Below are 17,032 nucleotides of genomic sequence, written 5' to 3' on the forward strand. Positions count from 1 at the left end.
GCTAAGTGTTATTGAAAATATGTTAAAATCAGTAAAGTAAAATTTAAGTATCTTATAAGAAATAAATTATATATTTTAAAATCTGATTTTATGGATATTGGTTGCGAGAGAGGGACTTGAACCCCCGACCCTCGGGTTATGAGCCCGATGAGCTACCACTGCTCCATCTCGCGTCATAATATATGAGGTGGATGGGGTAAGAGGATTCGAACCTCTGAATGACAGGACCAAAACCTGTTGCCTTACCGCTTGGCGATACCCCAATCTAAAAATGAATTGTAATTATACAATATTTTTTTATATTTGTCAAGACTTAGAGCAATTATTTGCTATAAGTCTTGAATAAATTTAAATTTTAGTGCAATTTAGACCAAATTTTACGTTTCCATGCCCAAGCAAATACACTAAGAATAGCAAAATAAATCATGATGTAGATACCTGTTGCTTCTCTTTCATCTTTTTTGCTATCGCCAGCTTCTCTCATATACTCAATAACTTGCTTTTGAGCTTGTTCATTTAAGCCAACACGAGGCATAGATGTACCAGGAAGCATTTTTTGAGTATCATTGATGAAATTATTTAGATATAGTTCGCTTCTAGATCTAATATACATAGATAGATCAGGAGGCGTCATACCTAGATAATTTGCTATGCTTTGTTTGTTGCCATTAGCAAATACATTTACATATTTCATATCATGACATCTAGCACAAGATTCTATAAATACATCTCTATTGCTCATCTCTTTTGGTGCTATACTTTTGAAGTATGCTACTAAGTCTGCTACTTCTTGATTTAGATCACCACCAGCCCCATAGAATGCTGTCATAGGGAATGGATTTGTATCATTAAATTTATGAGTAACTTTTAATGCCATAGCTGGATCTTTGATAAGGGCAGCTAAGAATTTGCCATCATAAAGATATCCAATATTGCTAAGATCTGGTGGAGCAACACCATAAGCCTCGCTAGCACTTTTATCATCCATTGCTGGTTCAAAACCTGCTGATTTAATGCTATGGCATGCTGTACATCCAGCAGCTGCTACCAAATTTGCACCTGAAGCTGCATCGCCTTTTGTAAGGTCAATACTTTCTATATCTGCCCAAAATGTACTATATTTTTCTAGTTCTGCTTTTGCATTTTCTAGAGTTTTAGTAGCACCATCTATGATATTTGCATCACCGCTAGCTTGAGCAGTTTTTAAAGCAGCTTCTGCTTTTTCTACATTTGTTTTTGCTAGAGTTGTATCCTCTTTGGCAAAGTCAAAATTCGCTGGTTCAACATGTGGGTGTAAAATTGAATGTGCATAAGGTTCAACACCCCAATAAATAGCGCCTGTAACAATAATGACGACTAAAAACGCTTTTAATTCTTTCATTTATTTGCCTTTCTTTCCCTAATTGTGATGATAGGAAGTACTACAAGTAGCAACACAAGGAAGCCAACAGAAGAGAAGAAACCTATCCAAGCATTAAATCCTGTTGGAGGAAGTTTGCCATACACTGTTAGGATAATTAAATCAATGATAAGCAACCAGAACCACACAAAGAAGCCTTTTCTTTTATGAGCTGGAGCTACTACATCGCTTCTATCATATAGAGGCATAAAGAATAGCGAAATGCCAGCGAATGCCATAGCTAAAGCACCAATATCAGCTGCTTTTAAAGGCCCAATATCAAAGAAGAAACCACGTAAAATTTCATATTGCCATAAGAAATACCACTCAGGATAGATATGAGTTGGAGTCTTAGCAGCGTTTGCAGGATCAAAATTTATTGGATCCATGGCAAAATTAAAATGGAAACTCACTAGATAGAAGAAGAAAATCATAAATAAAGATACATAGAAGAAATCTTTACTTAAAAATCCCGGCCAAAATGGAATAACTTTTGAATTTACAGTATCGCCTTTTAGATATTTTTCAGCTTCAAGTTCAAAATCAATCTCTTCACCCTCAAGGTTATTTACGTGAGGAATACGTAGAGTATAGAAGTGAACAGCTATTACCATTATGATAACAATTGGTAATAGACAAACATGAAGCATAAAGAATCTTGTAAGAGTAGGATCGCTAACTGCATAATCTCCTCTAATCCACTCTACAAGAGCATCACCAATAAATGGAATTCCGCCAAATAGTTGTGTGATAACTTATGCTGCCCAGTAACTCATTTGTCCCCATGGTAGCATATAACCACTAAATGCTTCAGCAGAGAATATTAAGAAAAGTAGCATACCGCTAATCCAGATCATTTCACGACCTTTTTTGTATGAACCATAATATATGCCTACAAATGCGTGAATATAGATAATCAAAAAGATAACAGACGCTGCAACCGCATGAATATGACGCCATAACCAACCGTATTCAACCTCTTTCATGATAGTGTAGTTAACGCTATCAAAGGCTAAATTCGCATCTGGTTTATAGTACATTAAAAGCAATAAACCGCTTATAAAAAGCAGGGTAAATAGTACAGTTAAAACTACACCCATCGCCCAAAGAAAATTGATATTTTTTGGTATCCAGTACTGTGCTGCTAGTACATTCCATAACTTCGTAACAGCTATACGCTGATCAAACCAATCACGTACGCTTGTAGCTTTTGTAATGTGTGCCATAAATCCTCCCTTACACTGTTGCGACTAATTTTTTGTACTCAGGACCTTCTTCGCCTAGTACAAGCTTAGTCCCATCAATTTTAAATGGTGGAATATCTAATGGGCGTGGCGGTGGGCCAAATACATTCATACCATCAGAGTTAAATTCTCCACCATGGCAGGCGCATTTAAACAGCTTATCACTTGGGCTCCAGCTAGGTATACAGCCAAGGTGTGTACATAGACCGATTGTAACTATATAGTTGCCATCACCTACTACGATATCTCTTGATGGATTAGCCTTCATACTATCATCTTTTTTAAGGATGAATATAGGCTTTTTACGCCACTCTACTTGACGAAATTCGCCAGGTTGCATAGGGCTTAGATCTACTGTTGTAAAACCAGCAGCCTTAACGCTAGGAAGCGGATCCCAAGACTTTTTCATCCCTACTAAAGCAAAAGCACCGCCAACAGCTGCGACAGCACCAAATGCCATTCCGATGAAATCACGTCTTTCTTGCTTTTGAACAGACATTTCTTTCCTTTCGATTATTTAGTTATTGTAATCAAATTTAAGCTAGACTTACACTATATAAGTGAAAGCTAAACTTGTAATTTTACCATTTTAAAGTTAAAAATTTATTTAATTAGAATTAATTTTTATAAAGAAAAAAATAGATTAAATAGCCAAGCTTTATAGCTTAGCTATTTATAGGTTTATGACGTTTAATAGCGATGTGAAGTATATCTATAGCAGCTGGAGTTATTCCGCTTATATTTGAAGCAGCTGCTAGAGTTGGTGGAGCAAATTTAATTAATTTTTCAACTACTTCATTACTTAGGCCGCTAATTGTTTTAAAGTCTAAATTGCTTGGAATTTTGATATCTAAAAGACCTTTCATCTTTTCAACTTCTATATGTTGTTGAGCGATATAGTGATAATATTTTGCTTCAGTTAAAATTTGATTTATAGAGTTTTGGTTTAAATTTTCAAAAAATGGATCAAGCATTCTTAGTTTAACCTCATTAAAGCTTTTTCTAGCAACTAATTTTTGAAGTGCTATTTTTTCATTTATTGGCTCTTCTTCTATATTTGATAGAAATTCCAAAGTCTCTTTATTTGGAGTAATCTCTTTTGTAAGCAGTATCTCCATCGCTTTTTCTAGATCCTCTTTTAAGGCCAAAACATCATCATATGCATCTTTAGGTAAAAGACCGATATTGTAGCCATACTCGCTAAGTCGTAAATTTGCATTATCTTCTCTTAAAAGCAGCCTAAACTCAGCCCTGCTAGTAAACATTCTATACGGTTCTTTTGTGCCTTTTGTTACTAGATCATCGATTAAAACACCAATATAACTCTCATCTCTACGGAGGATAAGCGGGTCTTTGTTTTGTAAATTTAGAGTTGCATTTATCCCAGCCATTAATCCTTGAGCTGCTGCTTCTTCGTATCCGGTAGTACCATTTATTTGGCCAGCTAAATATAGACCGCTAATTTTTTTACTCTCTAAAGTGTGTTTTAGCTCAGTTGGATTGACATAATCATACTCTATAGCGTATCCGTGGCGAACTATTATAGCGTTTTCAAAGCCTTTTATAGAGCGCAACATCGCTACTTGAGCATCGTACGGAAGTGATGTAGAAAAGCCATTTATATAGTATTCAGTCGCCTCTAGAGTTTGAGGCTCTATAAATAGATGATGTCGTTCTCTATCACCAAAGCGATTTATTTTATCTTCAATACTTGGGCAGTATCTAGGCCCTACGCCTTCTATTTGACCTGTAAATAGTGGAGCGCGATCAAAATTTGATCTAATTATATCGTGTGTGTCTGTATTTGTGTATGCTATGTAGCAAGGAAGTTGATTTGGAGTCCAGTTTTTAGTTCTAAAACTAAATGGCGCTGGCTCTGCGTCTCCATCTTGAATTTCTAAAACACTAAAATCAATTGAACTAGCTAAAACCCTTGGACAGGTTCCAGTTTTTAGTCTTCCCATCTCAAGGCCAAGGGATTTTAGTGAGTTTGGAAGCTCTTTAGAACTTAGTTCACCTACACGACCAGCCTCTAGCTTATTTGTACCTACATGAATTAAACCATTTAAAAAAGTTCCAGTAGTTATAATGAGCTTATCGCAACTATACTCATTATCTAGGTGAGTTTTTACTCCAGTTATTTTTGAATCTTGTGTTAAAATTTGAGTAGCTATCTCTTGAGTAATTTGTAAATTTGGAGTGTTTAATAATAAATTTCTCATATAGATTCTATATCTATCCATGTCGATTTGTGCTCTACTACCACGCACAGCTGGACCTTTGCTCTCATTTAAAAGTCTAAATTGTATCCCGCACTCATCTGTAGTAAGCCCCATTTGACCTCCAAGAGCATCAATTTCTTTTACTAAATGCCCTTTAGCTAGTCCGCCAATTGCAGGATTACAGCTTGCAGCACCGATTTGTTCAGCTAGAATTGTAATTAATAGAGTTTTTGCTCCCATTTTGGCAGCTGCAAGTGATGCCTCAATCCCAGCATGCCCACCGCCAACTACGATAATATCATATTTCATTACTATTTACCTTATTATTTTTAGGGGCGATTTTACCCAATTTATAGTAAAAGATTTATAAATTTAATCTTGTATTTTTGGTTGAATTTAGAAAAAATAGCTATAATTTGGCTATTTAAATTTGAGGTGATTATGTTTAATGGACTTATTCGCGAGATTGGTGAAGTTAAAAGTTTTGATGGTGCAATATTAAAAATTAAAGCTACTCATAAGCCAAATTTAGGCGATAGTATCGCAGTAAATGGTGCGTGCCTTAGCGTAGTAGAAGTATATAGCGATGGTTTTAGTGTTGAGCTTAGTAGTGAAAGTAGTGGCATTTTAGCTTTAGAGAATTTACATTCTAGAGTACATATAGAACCAGCTATGAGAATTGGAGATAGAATAGATGGGCATTTGATGCAAGGACATATAGATGCAATTGGAGTGATAAAAAGTATTAAAAAACTCTCAACTGGTTTTGATTTTTTTATAGAATTGCCTAATGATATTTTACATCTTATAGCAAATAAAGGAGCTGTTGGAGTTGAGGGTGTAAGCTTAACAGTTAATGAAATTAATGGCAATATTATGCGCTTAACACTAATCCCTATAAGTATGAAAGATACTCTATTTGGTGAGTTTAAAGTAGGGCGAAGAGTTCACATAGAAAGCGATATTTTAGCTCGTTATATTGATAGAATTTTAAAAACTAATAAAGAAACCCTTACTTGGCAAAAGGCTGATTTTTATGCTAGTATCTATTGATAATGAGCGGTTAATTGCTGGATTTACTACTAAATTTGGTGGAGTAAGCTCTGGGGTGTATGCTGAGTTAAATTTAGCTATGCATGTAGGAGATGATGCTAATAATGTGGAAAAAAATAGGCAAATTTTATGCCAAAAAATTGGAGCAAATAGGCTTATTTTTATGGATCAAATTCACTCTGACAAGGTTGAAGCCTTAAATGATATTAATCAAATTTTAAACCCTTGTGATAGTATATTTACAGGTATTAGCAAAGTTGGTTTATGCGTAATGGTAGCTGATTGTTCGCCCGTACTTTTATATGATAAGAGATTAAATTTAATAGCAGCTATTCATGCTGGACGGGCTGGAGTTGTAAATAAAATTATTAGTAAAACAGTTGATAAAATGGGTTCAAACCCAAGCGATATAGTGGCTATAATTGGGCCAAATATCAAACAAAAGTGTTATAATATTGGTAATATGGAACTTGGTGAGTTTAATAAATTTATAAAAAACGGCTATTTTGATATGGATAAAAGCATTGAGTTTGAGCTTAAAAATCTTGGAATAAAAAATATGCAGTTTAGCACACTTTGTAATCATTGCGATGATCGATTTTATTCATATCGTAAAAGTAAAGCAACTGGTAGATTTGCTGGATTTATAATGTTAAAAGGGTAAAGAAAATGTATGAGAGATGTAGCGATATTGAGCTATTAAAAATCGCTCAAAATGCTAGAAATTATGGATTGGAATTTGGAGAGAATTTGGCAGTTTTGGAGCTATTTTTTCGTCCAAAAAATTTTGATATAACTAGTAGTGATTTGCAAAATATTGGTCTAGTTTTTACTTCGCTTGAGAGCATAAAAGAGAAGTTTCAGCTAAGTAAATAGACTAATTTTGGGATAAATTTATTTTTTATAAAATTTGGTATTAAATAAATAAAGCAAATAATAAGTTAAATTTAGCTATAATTGGCCCTTCATTTCACATACGTTAATCCTTGTTTAGTTGCAGTAAATGTCACTGTTAAGGAGCGTAGAGGAAGAAACTAATCAAACTTTTAAGGAGAAACTCATGGTTACTATGAGAGATTTACTAGAGTGTGGTGTGCATTTTGGTCACCAAACAAGACGCTGGAATCCAAAAATGAAAAAATTTATTTTTGGTGAAAGAAAAGGTATCTACATTATAGATTTACAAAAAACTATTAGATATTTTAGATATACTTACAATGTAGTTAGAGATGCTGCAGCTGAAGGTAAAACAATCTTATTTGTAGGTACTAAAAAACAAGCTGGCGTAGCTATTAAAGAATATGCAGAAAAATGCGGTATGCCATATGTTAATCAAAGATGGCTTGGCGGTATGATGACAAACTTTGGAACAATTAGACAATCAATTAGAAAATTAGAAGTTATCGAAGCTATGGAAGAAGATGGCTCAATTAATCTATTAACTAAAAAAGAAGCTCTAATGCTTCGCCGCAAAAAAGAGAAACTAATTGCAACTCTAGGCGGTATTAGAAATATGAAAACTTTACCTGATATGATCTTTGTAATTGATACTGTAAAAGAGAGAATTGCAGTAGCAGAAGCTAATAAATTAAAAATGCCAGTTGTAGCACCAATTGATACAAACTGCGATCCAGATATTATTGATTATCCAATTCCTGGTAATGATGATGCTATTAGAAGCGTTCAACTATTCTGCCAAGAGATGGCTGAGGCAATTAACGAAGGTAAAGCTTTAAGAGATCAAGATGAAAGCGCTGAAGATATAGAAGCTCCAACTCAAGAAGAAAAAGATGAAGTAGTAGCAGAGGCTATGGCTGAAGGTGAGGAAGAGTAATGGAAATTAGCGCAAGTATGGTAAAAGAGCTCCGTGAAAGTACCGGAGCTGGTATGATGGATTGTAAAAAAGCTCTTCAAGAAGCTAATGGCGATATGGAAAAAGCAGTTGATATATTAAGAGAAAAAGGTCTTGGTAAAGCTGCTAAAAAAGCTGATCGTCTAGCTAGTGAAGGTCTTGTAAGTGTAGTTGTAAGTGATGATAACAAAACGGCAACTATCACAGAAATCAACTCTGAGACTGACTTTGTTGCTAAAAATGCAACATTTGTTGATTTAGTTAAAAATACAACTCTTCATGTACAAACAAACTCAATCACAACAGTAGATGAGTTAAAAGAATCAAGCATTGGTGGAGTTAAATTTGAAGAATTCTTCCAAAGCCAAATCGCTACAATTGGTGAAAATTTAGTAGTAAGAAGATTTGAAACTATTAAAGCTAGCGCAAATGGCGTAGTAGCTGGATATATCCACTCAAATAGCCGTGTGGGCGTTCTTATTGGTGCGGCTTGTGACTCTGAAGAGACAGCTAGCAAGATAGGTGATTTTTTACGCAACCTATGTATGCATGCTGCTGCTATGAAGCCACAAGTAATTAGCTATAAAGAATTTGATGCTGAATTTATAGAAAAAGAGTATTTAGCATTAAAAGGCGAACTAGAAAAAGAGAATGAAGAGCTTGTACGTCTTAAAAAACCTCTTCATAAAATTCCAGAATATGCTAGCCGTGCTCAGCTAAGCGATGAGGTAATAGCTAAAGCTACTGAAAACCTAAAAGAGGAATTAAGAAAACAAGGTAAACCAGAAGCTATCTGGGATAAGATTCTTCCAGGTCAAATTGATCGCTATATAGCTGATAATACTCAACTAGATCAACGCCTTACACTGCTTGGCCAATTCTATGTAATGGATGATAAAAAAACAATTGAGCAAGTTATCGCTGAAGAAGCTAAAAAACTTGGCGGTCAAATAGAAATCGTAAGCTATGTAAGATTTGAAGTAGGTGAAGGCCTAGAGAAAAAAGCTGAGGATTTTGCTGCTGAAGTAGCTGCTCAAATGGCTTAATTATGTTAAGAGCGTTAAATTTAACTCATAAGTTTGATTATGCGCTTTTTAATGATATAAATTTAGATATAAAACCTGCTACTACTACTGCTATTATGGGAGTTAGTGGTAGCGGGAAATCTACAATTTTACATATTTTATCTACACTTTTACCGCCTTATTCTGGCGAAGTTATCTATAATAATAAATCACTTTACCAATTAAGCAATAGCGAACTTCTAAAAATACGCAGATATGATTTTGGTATTATTTTTCAAGCGCATTATTTATTTAAAGGATTTAATGGATTTGAAAATATTGAACTTGCTACAATTTTAAGTGGTCAAAAGATAGATCCAAAGTTGCTAAAAGCGTTGAAAATAGATAAGGTAATTAATCAAAAAATTGGCGAATTAAGTGGCGGCCAACAGCAGCGTGTAAGTATAGCTAGAGTCCTAGCTAAAAAGCCTAAGATTATATTTGCCGATGAGCCAACTGGAAATCTAGATCAAGCCACTGCAAAAGAGGTAATGGGTGTAATCTTTGATTATGTAAGCGCCAATAATGCTGCTTTAGTCTTAGTCACTCATGATGAAAATTTATCTAAACTTTGTCATACTAGTTATCAATTATCAAATTTTGGCTTAACTAAAATTTAATAGCCAAATGTTGTTAAATTTAACCATAATGAAGATAATTTAAATTCTATTTGAATGGATAAAAATTTATAATTTTTAATTAAAATATTTAGAAATTTGAATTTAATTTTTATAAATTTATGATAATTTGAAAAACTATTATATAAAACTTAAATAAAAATCTTCTAAATTTATCTTTAACTATCCTCTCTTGCATCTGCTAAAACCATCCCAAACAGTACATTTATACCAGCCTTTTTTAGTACTTTTTTAGCTTCAAGTATACTAGTGCCAGTTGTGATAATATCATCAACTAAAATTACTGGATTATCAATTTTTTTTAAAAGCTTAAATCCTCTTGGATTTTTTTGGCGAAATTCTAGTGATTTACCAGCATATTTGACCGGATTTGTTGCACGAATAGCCCGATAAACTGGCTGTAAATCTGTATTTTTAAGCGATTTAGCTAGTATTGCTGTGTGTGAGTAGCCGCTTTTAGTATTATCATCTAGAGGAACGACAGAAATTGTACTACCAAAGCTAAACTCATTAGCAAATTTAGCCATACAAAGTTGTGCTAAGCGAGAAATAGCAAAGCTACCATATAGATTATGTTTAGATAAGATAATCTCTTTAATATCGCTATATTTATAAAAATAATAAACTTTTAGCCCATCAACGAGCCGGCATCCTTGTTCATATTGACTTAGTATTTGCTCGCATTGAGTGCAGATAATAGCTAGGGAGAACCTAGAGCATTTAGCACAACGCATTAGTTAGCTGCTAAAATAGCCCTAGTCGTAACCCTTACCATATCATTTAACATATCAGTAATAAATGGCTGAAATGCTGATACTCTAGGGAGTGGAGTGTATTTACTTTGTGGTTGAGATATGGTTTTAGTTATGATGGTATCACCATTTTTGATTTTGATTTTTAACTTGCTTTTACCTTGAAGATTTTGCCCGCTATAGCCACTTAAATTTGCGCTAAATTCTATAATCTCTATATCAACTATGCTAGGATTTTGCCCGCCTAAAATTGCATTACTAGATTTTAATTCCATCTGAAGTGCTTTAGCAAAGGTTTGTTTTAAATCCTCAGCCATTATTACGCTATGTTCTACACTACCTTTAGAATCAGTAATCGTAGCAATTATACTCTTATTTGCTCTAGTATCAGTAATGCTATTTATGCTTATCTCTTTTTGGGTTAAATTTAGTCCTACTGGAGTGTAGCTAGGTAGGCTCAATACAGAGCTAGAACTAGCACATCCAGTTAAATTTAATCCTATACAAAGCATCAAAACTACAAAAATAGCCACTCTCATATCTAGCCTTTATAGTTTTGAAATCTCTTGAGCAACTTTATTGGCTGATTGCTTGATTAGTAGATTCATATATAGGTCAAAATCATCTATCTTGCTTACGCTTAGATCGCTTACATTTTGGGTTGTAGTGATGTAGAGCGTTCTATTTTTATTGATGTTTTTAATTTTTAGCGTACCAAAGAGTTTTGAATTTAAATAATTTGCACCTGGACTATAAATGCTTTTGATATTATCAAATTCAAACTGAACCCTATATGTATAAGGCGAATCACCATCACTTGCAACATAAATTCCACGAGCTTCTAGTTCAGCAGCTAATGTTTCGTAAAATACTTTAGCAAAATTTTTATCAAATTTAATATATTTACCATTAATTTTTATGATTTTTTGTGTCTCTATTAAATCGATAACTTTATGGATATATACCTTTTTTAGTGCTGCTGATGTATCGATTGTGCGGATATTTTCACAACAATTTATTGCTATATCACTTCTGTATAATTTACCATCAATTAGCGTCTCATAGCCTCTTTGCGAGCAAGGCTCACACTTTGCATCTATGCGAAATAGTGTTTGTTTAGGTTTTTGCTCCTGGTTAGTTTGTGTATTATTGCTTACAGCACATCCACCAAAAATCATTGCCAAAACTAAAACCAAAAATACTCTCATTTTCTCTCCCTTATAGATTTTATACTCTCTCCACCTAGGCCATAATTTTGCATATCGATCTCATCGATAATGACTACAGTGCTAGCTTTATTTCTGCCTAAGACCCGACTTACTAACTCTGTTACCCCATCTATTAGCTGTGCTTTTTGCTCGGCTGTAGGCTCACCATTTTCTTTAGTTACTCTAATGTTGATATATGGCATTATTTTCCTTTTAAGTTATACTAGCAAATTTTGTACCATTACAAGTTTAATATACTATTTTACTATTTGCCACTCTCCGTTACTATCTCTTTTAAGTCTGATTTTATCACCATCTATATGGCTATTTTCAGATTTAATTTTAATAGTTATTTGAGTATTATTTTCACTATTATCTTGACTTAATATCTCTATATCTTTGATTACTTTGCTAGTATTAGTAGTTTTATTTTGTTCTATTGTAGCGTTTATAGCGCCTTCTATATACTCCATTGCTGGACTAGATTTAATCTCTTCTGGTAATGCAACCTTGATAGCCTCTTTGATATTGCCATCTTTTACTTGATTTAATATATCTACAGCACTACTACTATCAGAGCCACATCCTGCTAATATAAATGAAAATACAACTACTAAAGCTACTCTTTTCATTATTTCCCCTTTTAATCTATTTTAAGTACGCTTAAAAATGCTTCACTAGGTAGTGTAACCTTGCCAATGGCTTTCATACGTTTTTTACCCTCTTTTTGTTTCTCTAGTAATTTTCTTTTGCGAGTAATATCACCACCATAACATTTAGCAGTTACATTTTTACCCATTGATTTTACCGTCTCTCTAGCAATAATTTTACTACCAATACTAGCTTGAATCGCTACTTCAAATAACTGACGAGGTACTATCTCTTTCATAGCTTTTACAAAGTCTCTACCCTTACTCATAGCTTTTTCATCAGGTACGATAATAGAAAGAGCATCGACCGTTTCACCAGCTACTTTTATATCAAGTTTAACAAGATTTCCTATCCTATACTCACTTGGTTCATAATCAAAGCTTGCATATCCTTTAGTAGCACTTTTTAATTTATCATAAAAGTCCATCACAATTTCATTCATTGGTATATCATATTCTAAAAGTACCCTTGAAGTGGTGATATAATCCATTTTAGTTTGAATGGCACGGCGTGAATTTAAAAGGCTAATAATATTGCCTAAAAATTCGCTTGGCGTTATAATTGTAGCTTTAACATATGGTTCTTTTATATGGTCTATCTTATTTGTTGGTGGCAGTTCGCTTGGATTTTGGATATCTAGTACGCTACCATCTGTACAGATTACTTGATAGGTTACTGTTGGAGCTGTAGCAATAAGATCTAGATTAAACTCTCTTTCAAGTCGTTCTTTTACTACTTCCATATGAAGTAAGCCTAAAAATCCAACCCTAAATCCAAAACCAAGAGCTGCTGATGTCTCAGGTTCATAGCTAATTGAGCTATCATTTAGCTTTAATTTATCAAGGGCATCTCTTAGATCTTCAAATTTATCTGTATCAATTGGATATAATCCAGCAAATACAAATGGCTTAGCCTTCTCAAATCCGCCTATAGGCTCTTTGGCTCTATTTTTAGCTAGAGTGATAGTATCGCCTACACTTACACTTGCTACATCTTTTAACCCTAATACCACTATGCCTACTTCTCCAGCTTTTAGTTCATTTGTTTTTATTGGTGCGACTGGATTTGGGTACATTAGATCTAATACTATATGTTTTTTATCAGTGCCCATTACATAGACTTCATCGCCCTTTTTAACACTTCCATCATATAATCTTACAAGTGCTAAAGCACCTAGATAGTTATCAAACCAACTATCATAAATGAGAGCCTTTAATGGTAGATCTAAATTTGCCTTTGGTGGAGGGATTTTGCGTATTATAGTCTCGATTAACTCTTTTATACCAATTCCACTTTTTGCGCTAACTTCTAAAGCCTCGCTGCAATCAAGCCCGATAACATGTTCTATCTCATCTTTTACTCTATCAGGATCAGCTGCTGGTAGGTCGATTTTATTAACTACTGGGATAATCTCTAGATTATTATCAAGTGCGATATATACATTTGCGATAGTCTGAGCTTCTACGCCCTGAGATGCATCTACAACTAGCAAGGCGCCTTCGCAACTTGCTAGGCTTCTGCTAACTTCATAACTAAAATCCACATGTCCTGGAGTATCAATTAAATTTAAAATATAATGCTCTCCATCAAGGGTATAACCAAGTCGCACAGATTGCGCTTTTATAGTGATTCCACGCTCTTTTTCTATATCCATTGTATCCATAACTTGTGCGCTCATAGCTCTCTCATCTACAGCTCCACATTCAGTGATAATGCGATCAGCTAGAGTACTTTTGCCATGGTCGATATGAGCAATAATACTAAAATTTCTAATATTTTTCATCTTTTTCCTAACTATTTGATAAAATCTGCGGCTCGCCAAATAGCCGTTTTAACTCTCTTAAATTTATATCATCTTGGCTCATTGATGATTTTAGCGCCTCTAATCCTTTTGGTTCATCGGCTGGTTTTGAATTTGGGTTTTGCTTATTTAGTACAGGCTGTTCTATTATTGGTGGCATTGGAGCACGGCTAAGCGGGCTTTGCTTTTTTGGTTCACTTTTTTGTACATTTAGCTTGCTATTTTCTCCATAAATACTACGAACAGATGGTAAAATTACATCATTATAAAATTTCCTAGCCAAAATTAGCTGATCATCGCTCATAGCAAACTCAAGATTTAAAGTGTTATCTTTAAATCCTTTAAAACTCACACACTCATCAAAAATTACACCTAGTTCATAGCTTTTATCATAAATGGCATCAACAAATAGTTGATAGTCATTTTTTGATTTTGGCTTAACTGATATTAAATTAGAAGGGTTTTGCTCTGTTGGCTGCGGGGTCAAATTTGACACTGAATTTAGCGATAAATTTGAATTAGGTGATTGAGACTTTAGTGATGAGATAGCTTCGTTTATATCGGTTAGATTAAATGCTTCAAGCATCATAAATAATGTGATAAATAAAACAAATTCTGGATCAGCTGAGTTATTTAGCATAGCTTTAGCTTCGCTTAATATCCTAAAAAATCTCTCAAAAATCAAAAGTGAAAAGTCGCCATTTTGGTGTATAAATTTATACTTTAAATGCTCGATTAATTCATCAATTATTGAGCTAGAATCATAATTTTGAAGCTCATTTAAAAGCTTTAAAAGATTATTTTTATCCCTTGAATTTATTATTGCAAATATCTCATCTACCTTAGCTGGATCAAGAAGCCCTAGCATATCTACAATAACCTTATGAGTAAGCTTTTGATGTGAATAAATTATAGCTTGATCTAGCAAGGTAAGCGTATCTCTAAGGCTTCCCCCGCCACTTCTAGCTAGCACTTCTAAGGCACGCTCTTCAAATTCAATCCCCTCTTTATTTAATATAAACTCAAGATGTTTAACCACGCTAGCTTTGGCAATAGAGTGAAATCTAAAGTGCTGGGTACGAGATAAAACAGTAGCTGGAAGCTTAAGCGGATCAGTTGTAGCTAGAATAAATTTAACATACTCAGGCGGCTCTTCGAGTGTTTTTAAAAGCGCATTAAAGGCCTCTTTGGTTAGCATATGCACTTCATCAATTATAAATACTTTAAACCTAGCACTACTTGGAGAGTATTTAGTTTGCTCTATTAACTCTCTAATATCATCAATTTTTCTATGGCTAGCTGCGTCCATTTCAATAATATCCATATGACGATTTTCATTTGCCATAACGCAGTTAGGACAGATTTCACATGGATGAGCGCTAATACCTTTTTGACACAAAAGCGCTTTAGCAAATATTCTAGCGCTGCTAGTTTTGCCACTACCTCTAAGCCCAGAAAATAGATAGGCGTGGCCTAATCTATTAGAATCTAGTGCGTGTGTAAGTGTATTGGCTACAACCTCTTGACCGATTAGCTCATCAAAGCTTTTTGGACGGTATTTTAGCGCTAAGGCTTTCACTTTAACCCTCGTTCATTATGCTAAGTAGCTCTTTATTGTTTTTAGTCTTTAGCATTTTAGAATATAGAAATTTAAGAGCCTCTATATCATCCATTGTAGCTATAATATTGCGTATAGCCCAAATTTTACCCAAATCATCTTTGCCTTGTAGAAGTTCATCTTTTCTTGTGCCTGATTTTAGGATATTAACAGCTGGATAAATTCTGCGATCTGAGATAGTGCGATCTAGAATAATCTCGCTATTTCCAGTACCTTTAAATTCTTCAAATATCACATCATCCATATGTGAACCAGTATCAATTAGTGCTGTAGCTACTATGGTTAAACTTCCACCATTTTCTATATTTCTAGCTGCACCAAAAAATCTCTTTGGTTTATGCAAAGCATTTGCATCCACACCACCACTTAGCACCTTGCCACTGCTTGGAGTTACTGTATTATAGGCTCTTGCAAGACGAGTAATACTATCTAGTAAAATGACAACATCTTTACCCATTTCAACTAGTCTTTTAGCTTTTTCTATAACTAACTCAGCTACTCGCACATGGTTTGAGGCTGGTAGATCAAATGTAGAGCTAAAGACCTCTCCGCGTACGCTGCGCTGCATATCAGTAACTTCTTCTGGGCGTTCATCAATTAACAAGACTATTAGCTCAACTTCTGGATGGTTGCGAGTAATACCGTGAGCTAGTTCTTTCATTAATTCAGTTTTACCAGTACGAGGTGGAGCGACTATTAGCCCACGCTGACCCTTGCCAATTGGGGTAAATAGATCAAGCACACGACCAGTAAGCTTCATTGGATCATATTCGAGTTGAATTTTTTGATTTGGAAATAATGGAGTTAGATTATCAAATAGCGGTCTTTCTTTTGCTTCAGCGATAGATTTGTAATTAATCGCTTCTATCTTTAAAAGAGCGTAATATTTCTCCTGCTCCCTTGGTTCTCGTACTTGACCTGTGATAATATCACCGACTCTTAGAGCGAATTTTTTAATCTGACTTAGGCTTACATATGTGTCATTTGCAGAATCGCTTAAATTTGCATCTGTAGAGCGTAAAAATCCATATCCACCCTCTACAATCTCCAAAATTCCAGTAAATAGGATAAATCCGCCTTGTTTAGTTTGGGCTTTTAAGATTTCAAATACTAGCTCTTGACGACGGAATTCTCTAGGGTTTTGTACCCCGACCTCTTCAGCGATGGCAACTAGGCTATCTAAATCTTGGAGCCTAAGCTCTTCTATTTTATATCCATCAACAGGCGTGTGTGTGCGTGTATGTTGTTTTTTGGTTGGTTGGGTTGGTTGTTGAGCAGTTTCCTTATTTTCCATTAGACCTCTTTAATATAGTGAATAAATAGCAGTACAACGAATAAAATTGTAGTTTGAAAGAACCAATTTTATACAAATTTTCTTAAATTGTCAATAAAATTTGAATTTAAATAAATGAATAAAATTTCAAAATTAAATCTATCATTAAGCCAAATATAGATAAAATGCTATATCAAAAAAAGGAGCAAAAATGGCATACTCCAAAAAAGATCTCATCTCTACAAAAGATCTTACTA

Annotated in this window: 17 protein-coding genes, 2 tRNA genes and 1 pseudogene; 6 read left to right on the forward strand and 14 right to left on the reverse strand. The window is 34.3% G+C overall.

Features of this window, described 5'->3' with window-relative positions:
- Window positions 1-98 precede the first annotated feature (98 nt).
- The 6 genes and pseudogenes from J6V67_RS03485 to mnmG form a co-directional block, all read right to left on the reverse strand.
- Window positions 99-173, reverse strand: a tRNA-Met gene (locus J6V67_RS03485).
- A gap of 15 nt (window positions 174-188) precedes the next feature.
- A tRNA-Gln gene (locus tag J6V67_RS03490) sits at window positions 189-263 on the reverse strand.
- A 92-nt stretch (window positions 264-355) separates the two neighbouring features.
- Window positions 356-1,381, reverse strand: a complete 1,026-nt coding sequence (locus J6V67_RS03495; protein ID WP_291858833.1) for a c-type cytochrome — start codon at window positions 1,379-1,381, stop codon at window positions 356-358.
- Window positions 1,378-2,625: pseudogene (locus J6V67_RS03500) on the reverse strand (cytochrome bc complex cytochrome b subunit). Before J6V67_RS03500 ends, J6V67_RS03495 begins: the two are co-directional and overlap by 4 nt.
- Window positions 2,626-2,635: 10 nt before the next feature.
- Window positions 2,636-3,142, reverse strand: a complete 507-nt coding sequence (gene petA / locus J6V67_RS03505; protein ID WP_291858837.1) for a ubiquinol-cytochrome c reductase iron-sulfur subunit — start codon at window positions 3,140-3,142, stop codon at window positions 2,636-2,638.
- A gap of 166 nt (window positions 3,143-3,308) precedes the next feature.
- Window positions 3,309-5,174, reverse strand: a complete 1,866-nt coding sequence (mnmG, locus tag J6V67_RS03510) for a tRNA uridine-5-carboxymethylaminomethyl(34) synthesis enzyme MnmG (RefSeq protein WP_291858840.1) — start codon at window positions 5,172-5,174, stop codon at window positions 3,309-3,311.
- Between the two features lie 132 nt (window positions 5,175-5,306).
- On the opposite strand from mnmG, the gene J6V67_RS03515 reads away from it, so the two are divergent.
- The 6 genes from J6V67_RS03515 to J6V67_RS03540 all read left to right on the forward strand — a co-directional run bounded on the left by J6V67_RS03515 (window position 5,307) and on the right by J6V67_RS03540 (window position 9,454).
- Window positions 5,307-5,918 (forward strand): riboflavin synthase, encoded by a 612-nt coding sequence (locus J6V67_RS03515; protein ID WP_291858843.1) that lies wholly within the window; start codon window positions 5,307-5,309, stop codon window positions 5,916-5,918.
- Entirely contained in the window at window positions 5,902-6,582 is a 681-nt protein-coding gene (gene pgeF, locus J6V67_RS03520) for a peptidoglycan editing factor PgeF (RefSeq protein WP_291858846.1), read from the forward strand. Before J6V67_RS03515 ends, pgeF begins: the two co-directional genes overlap by 17 nt.
- 5 nt (window positions 6,583-6,587) lie before the next feature.
- A complete protein-coding gene (locus tag J6V67_RS03525; RefSeq protein WP_291858849.1) occupies window positions 6,588-6,794 on the forward strand; it encodes a hypothetical protein in 207 nt (68 codons plus the stop codon).
- A gap of 184 nt (window positions 6,795-6,978) precedes the next feature.
- Entirely contained in the window at window positions 6,979-7,752 is a 774-nt protein-coding gene (rpsB, locus tag J6V67_RS03530) for a 30S ribosomal protein S2 (RefSeq protein WP_291858851.1), read from the forward strand.
- Window positions 7,752-8,816 carry a translation elongation factor Ts gene (gene tsf, locus J6V67_RS03535; protein WP_291858854.1) on the forward strand — a complete coding sequence of 355 codons (1,065 nt, stop codon included), beginning with the start codon at window positions 7,752-7,754 and terminating at the stop codon, window positions 8,814-8,816. The genes rpsB and tsf overlap by 1 nt, the downstream gene beginning before the upstream one ends.
- Before the next feature lie 2 nt (window positions 8,817-8,818).
- Window positions 8,819-9,454, forward strand: a complete 636-nt coding sequence (locus tag J6V67_RS03540) for an ABC transporter ATP-binding protein (protein ID WP_291858857.1) — start codon at window positions 8,819-8,821, stop codon at window positions 9,452-9,454.
- A gap of 176 nt (window positions 9,455-9,630) precedes the next feature.
- Here J6V67_RS03540 and J6V67_RS03545 read toward each other — a convergent pair whose 3' ends face one another.
- The 8 genes from J6V67_RS03545 to rho are packed head-to-tail and all read right to left on the reverse strand — an operon-like array spanning window position 9,631 to window position 16,796.
- On the reverse strand, window positions 9,631-10,206 hold the full coding sequence (locus J6V67_RS03545; RefSeq protein WP_291858860.1) for a ComF family protein: 576 nt from the start codon (window positions 10,204-10,206) through the stop codon (window positions 9,631-9,633).
- A complete protein-coding gene (locus J6V67_RS03550) occupies window positions 10,206-10,763 on the reverse strand; it encodes a YajG family lipoprotein (protein ID WP_291858864.1) in 558 nt (185 codons plus the stop codon). Before J6V67_RS03550 ends, J6V67_RS03545 begins: the two co-directional genes overlap by 1 nt.
- A 9-nt stretch (window positions 10,764-10,772) precedes the next feature.
- Window positions 10,773-11,432, reverse strand: coding sequence for a hypothetical protein (locus J6V67_RS03555; protein WP_291858867.1), 660 nt, complete (start codon window positions 11,430-11,432; stop codon window positions 10,773-10,775).
- Complete coding sequence (locus tag J6V67_RS03560) at window positions 11,429-11,635, reverse strand: 4-oxalocrotonate tautomerase family protein (RefSeq protein WP_291858870.1); 207 nt, start codon at window positions 11,633-11,635, stop codon at window positions 11,429-11,431. Before J6V67_RS03560 ends, J6V67_RS03555 begins: the two co-directional genes overlap by 4 nt.
- A gap of 54 nt (window positions 11,636-11,689) precedes the next feature.
- Window positions 11,690-12,064, reverse strand: coding sequence for a DUF4878 domain-containing protein (locus J6V67_RS03565; RefSeq protein WP_291858873.1), 375 nt, complete (start codon window positions 12,062-12,064; stop codon window positions 11,690-11,692).
- A gap of 11 nt (window positions 12,065-12,075) precedes the next feature.
- Window positions 12,076-13,866 carry a translation elongation factor 4 gene (gene lepA / locus J6V67_RS03570; protein ID WP_291858876.1) on the reverse strand — a complete coding sequence of 597 codons (1,791 nt, stop codon included), beginning with the start codon at window positions 13,864-13,866 and terminating at the stop codon, window positions 12,076-12,078.
- Window positions 13,867-13,873: 7 nt separating this feature from the next.
- Window positions 13,874-15,463 (reverse strand): DNA polymerase III subunit gamma/tau, encoded by a 1,590-nt coding sequence (locus J6V67_RS03575; protein WP_291858879.1) that lies wholly within the window; start codon window positions 15,461-15,463, stop codon window positions 13,874-13,876.
- A gap of 1 nt (window position 15,464) precedes the next feature.
- Complete coding sequence (gene rho, locus J6V67_RS03580) at window positions 15,465-16,796, reverse strand: transcription termination factor Rho (RefSeq protein WP_291858883.1); 1,332 nt, start codon at window positions 16,794-16,796, stop codon at window positions 15,465-15,467.
- Between the last annotated feature and the right edge of the window lie 236 nt (window positions 16,797-17,032).

The organism is Campylobacter sp., assembly GCF_017646085.1.
GTDB lineage: Bacteria > Campylobacterota > Campylobacteria > Campylobacterales > Campylobacteraceae > Campylobacter.